4 protein-coding genes are annotated in these 4,501 nt (G+C 63.8%); all 4 read left to right on the plus strand.

All coding sequences use genetic code 11. From position 1 onward, the window contains the following. The coding region (locus C1D09_RS28955; protein WP_143977412.1) for a glycosyltransferase at positions 1-760 on the plus strand (760 nt) is incomplete at its 5' end. Then, entirely contained in the window at positions 757-2,157 is a 1,401-nt protein-coding gene (gene murC / locus C1D09_RS28960; protein ID WP_143977413.1) for a UDP-N-acetylmuramate--L-alanine ligase, read from the plus strand. The genes C1D09_RS28955 and murC, both read left to right, overlap by 4 nt. After that, complete coding sequence (murB, locus tag C1D09_RS28965) at positions 2,154-3,119, plus strand: UDP-N-acetylmuramate dehydrogenase (protein WP_143977414.1); 966 nt, start codon at positions 2,154-2,156, stop codon at positions 3,117-3,119. Before murC ends, murB begins: the two co-directional genes overlap by 4 nt. 298 nt (positions 3,120-3,417) lie before the next feature. Further along, positions 3,418-4,344 (plus strand): D-alanine--D-alanine ligase, encoded by a 927-nt coding sequence (locus C1D09_RS28970; protein WP_095773948.1) that lies wholly within the window; start codon positions 3,418-3,420, stop codon positions 4,342-4,344. Positions 4,345-4,501: the final 157 nt, after the last annotated feature.

Below are 4,501 nucleotides of genomic sequence, written 5' to 3' on the forward strand. Positions count from 1 at the left end.
GAATGCGGTGATGGGGCGCGCCAACAGGGCGCTGGCCGGCCGGGTCAATGCCATAGCCGGCGGCTTCCTGCCGCAGGATACGAGCGCCATCGGCGAAAAGACGGTAACGACGGGCAATCCGGTTCGGCCGGCGGTACTGGAAGCGGCCAAGACGGCTTATGCAGCATCGACGGGGGAGGAGCCTTTCCGCCTGCTGGTGTTCGGCGGCAGCCAGGGCGCGCAGTTCTTTTCCGATGCCGTGCCGGGCGCCGTCGCGTTGCTTTCGGATGCACAGCGCAGGCGTCTCTTGATCACCCAGCAGGCCCGCGCAGATGACGTGGCGCGGGTGAAGACGGCCTATGCGACCCTTGGCGTCGCCGTCGAGGTCTCGCCCTTCTTCACCGACATGGCGGCGCGCATGGCGGCGGCACATCTGGTGATTTCGCGCTCCGGCGCATCGACCGTCTCGGAGATCGCCGTCATCGGCCGGCCCGCGCTGCTGGTGCCCTATCCCTATGCGCTCGACCACGACCAGGCGGCGAACGCGGCAGCCCTTGCCGCCGCCGGCGGCGGCGAGGTGCACCCGCAATCGACGCTGTCGCCCGAGCGCATCGCGGCCCTCATTGGCGGGCTGATGGACAATCCGGAGCGGCTGGCGGCGATGGCCGCGGGCGCGAAATCGGCCGGCAGGCCGGACGCGGCACGGTTGCTCGCCGATCTCACAGAGGCTATTGCGTCCCAAAAAACCGTTTCGGATTTCAAGAAAGGGACGCAAGCATGAAGATGCCGCAGACCATCGGCCTCGTGCATTTCATCGGCATTGGCGGCATCGGCATGAGCGGCATCGCCGAGGTGCTGCACAATCTCGGCTACAAGGTGCAGGGGTCCGATCAGGCCGACAGCGCCAATGTGCAGCGGCTGCGCGACAAGGGCATCGAATGCTTCGTCGGCCACAAGGCCGAGAATCTCGGCGATGCCGAAGTGGTGGTCGTCTCGACGGCGATCAAGAAGACCAATCCGGAGCTGAAGGCCGCGCGCGAGAAGCTGCTGCCGATCGTGCGCCGCGCTGAGATGCTGGCCGAGCTGATGCGCTTTCGCCAGGCGGTGGCGATCGGGGGCACGCATGGCAAGACGACGACGACCTCGATGGTGGCGACCTTGCTCGAAGCCGGCGGGCTCGATCCGACCGTCATTAATGGCGGCATCATCAACGCCTATGGCACCAACGCCCGCATGGGCGATGGCGAGTGGATGGTGGTCGAGGCTGACGAGAGCGACGGCACCTTCCTCAAATTGCCGGCCGACATCGCCGTCGTCACCAACATCGATCCCGAACATCTCGACCACTATGGCAGCTTCGACAAGGTGCGCGAGGCGTTCCGCCAGTTCGTCGAGAACGTGCCGTTCTACGGTTTTGGCGTGATGTGCACCGACCATCCTGAAGTACAGGCGCTGGTCGGCCGCATCGAGGACCGCCGGGTCATCACCTATGGCGAGAACGCGCAGGCCGATGTGCGCTTCACCAACCACCGCATGGCGGGGGCCACGTCCGAGTTCGACGTGGTGATCCGCGACCGCAAGACCGGTGGCCAGGACACGATTTCAGGCCTGCGCCTGCCGATGCCTGGCCGCCACAACGTCTCCAACGCCACCGCTGCCATCGCCGTCGCGCATGAACTCGGCCTGTCCGGCGAGGCGATCAAAAAGGGCCTGTCGTCCTTCGCCGGCGTCAAGCGCCGCTTCACCCATACCGGATCCTGGAATGGCGTCGATGTGTACGACGATTACGGTCACCATCCGGTCGAGATCTCGGCGGTGCTGAAGGCGGCGCGCAGCGCCACCAAGGGGCGCGTGATCGCCATTGCGCAGCCGCACCGCTTCACCCGGCTGCACGATCTGTTCAACGAGTTCTCCGCCTGCTTCAACGACGCCGATACGGTGATGGTGGCGCCGGTGTACGCTGCCGGGGAAGACCCGATCGACGGCGTCACCTCGGACGAGCTGGTGTCGCGCATCCGCGCTGGCGGTCATCGCGACGCGCGCTACATAGAAGGTCCGGCGGCGATCGCGCCGATCATTCGGGACCTGGCCAAGCCCGGCGACTTCGTCGTCTTCCTCGGCGCCGGCAACATCACCCAATGGGCCTATGCTCTGCCAAAGGAGCTTGCCGCCTCATGATGCACGGCCAGGCCCTGATCGACAGACTTGGCGACCGGCTTTCCGGCCTGCGCGGCCGTCTCACACCGAATGCCGAGATGGACAAGATCACCTGGTTCCGCGCCGGGGGCCTTGCCGAGGTGCTGTTCCAGCCGGCCGACGAAGAAGACCTTGCGGCGTTTCTGCGCGCGGTTCCCGAAGAGATACCTCTTACCGTCGTTGGCGTCGGCTCGAACCTGCTGGTCAGGGACGGCGGCATTCCAGGTTTCGTCATCCGGCTCTCGGCCAAGGGTTTCGGCGAGGCCGAGATCGTCTCGCCCATCAGGATCAAGGCGGGTGCCGCCACGCCCGACAAGCGTGTAGCGGCCCTGGCGCTGGAAGGCGGAATTGGCGGCTTCCATTTCTATCACGGCATTCCCGGCGCCATCGGCGGGGCGCTGAGGATGAACGCCGGCGCCAATGGCGTCGAGACGCGCGAGCGCGTGGTCGAGGTGCGCGCGCTCGACCGCAAGGGCAATGTCCAGACGCTGAGCAATGCCGAGATGGGCTATGCCTATCGCCATTCGTCCGCCCCTGCCGGGCTGATCTTCACGTCGGCCGTGTTCGAAGGCTTTGCCGAGGACAAGGCCGCGATCAAGGCGGCGATGGACGCGGTGCAGAATCACCGCGAGACCGTGCAGCCGATACGCGAGAAGACCGGCGGCTCGACCTTCAAGAATCCGGAGGGCACGTCGGCCTGGAAGGAGATCGACAAGGCGGGCTGCCGTGGCCTGATGATCGGTGGCGCGCAGATGTCGCCGATGCACTGCAATTTCATGATCAACACCGGCACGGCGACCGGCTACGATCTCGAATACCTGGGCGAGACGGTGCGCGCCCGCGTGCTCGAACATTCGGGCATCCGGCTGCAGTGGGAGATCAAGCGCATCGGCAATTTCCGGCCCGGGCATGCCGTCCAGGAGTTTTTGGGTCAGCTTCTCTGACCCTTGCTGAAGTTCATGTGATGTGAACTTCCACGCGCTCCCAGACGCGCAAAACCGTTGCTCCGGGGACTCAGCGACACGGTTTTCGCAGTCATTTTCCCAGAAAGTGAATCTCTCGGAATCATAAGCACTTGCCAGTGAATCAACTCTCTGATTCTCTGCTGGAAAGCGTTTCCTGATTTGAGTCGTTCGACGCGTTACCCGCGTTTTCCGTCTGGGGGGCAACCTGCCGGAGGACTCGGACTCAATGTTGCGGAAATCTTGGTTTTTGGTCCGCCGTGAGAGGGGATGACGGGGAATGAAAAGCAAGCATGTGGCCGTCCTGCTGGGAGGTTTTTCGTCCGAGCGGCCCGTGTCCCTGTCCTCCGGAAAGGCCTGTGCCGATGCGCTGGAGAGTGAAGGCTATCAGGTCACCCGCGTCGATGTCGGCCGCGATGTCGGTTCGGTGCTTGCTGAGCTCAAGCCTGACGTTGCCTTTAATGCACTGCACGGCCCGTTCGGCGAGGATGGCACCATTCAGGGCATCCTCGAATATCTCGCCATTCCCTACACCCATTCCGGCGTGCTCGCCTCGGCGCTCGCCATGAACAAGGAGCAGGCGAAGAAGATCGTCAAATCGGTCGGCGTTCCTGTCGCCGAATCGAAGGTCGCCAATCGCTTCGCCATCCAGAACAAGCATCCGATGAAGCCGCCCTATGTGATCAAGCCGGTCAATGAGGGGTCGAGCTTTGGTGTCGTCATCGTGTCGGAGGGGCAGTCGCATCCGCCGCAGGTCGTCGGGTCATCCGAGTGGAAATATGGCGATACCGTGATGGTCGAGCGCTACATCCACGGGCGGGAGCTGACCTGCGCCGTCATGGGCGATGTGGCGCTCGGCGTCTGCGAGATCATCCCGACCGGTCATTCCTTCTACGATTACGATTCAAAATATGTCGCGGGCGGATCAAAACACGAATGCCCCGCAAAAGTTTCACCGAATATTTACCAAAAAATACAGACACTGGCGCTCAAGGCTCACCAAGCTGTCGGCTGTCGGGGCGTTTCCCGGTCGGACTTCCGTTATGACGATCGTCACTCCGAAAATGGCGAAGTTGTATGGCTCGAGGTCAACACTCAGCCGGGCATGACGCCGACGTCTCTGGTGCCTGAAATCGCGGCCCATGCCGGGCATTCGTTTGGTGAGTTGTTGAGTTGGATGGTGGAGGACGCTTCGTGTCTGCGTTGAAATGGGGGCAAGGCAGGGGGAAGGGCGCGGCCGGGCCGTCGCTGTTCGGCTTGTCGTTGTCATCGGGCCATTTCGTGCTGCCGCGCGTGCTTCGCCGCCCGGTGCGCATCCTGGCGCGCCTGGGCGAAGGCGAATTCGAGGCGCCGCGATTCTCCGC

This window comes from Mesorhizobium intechi (assembly GCF_002879535.1).
In the GTDB taxonomy this organism is placed as follows: Bacteria; Pseudomonadota; Alphaproteobacteria; order Rhizobiales; family Rhizobiaceae; genus Mesorhizobium; species Mesorhizobium intechi.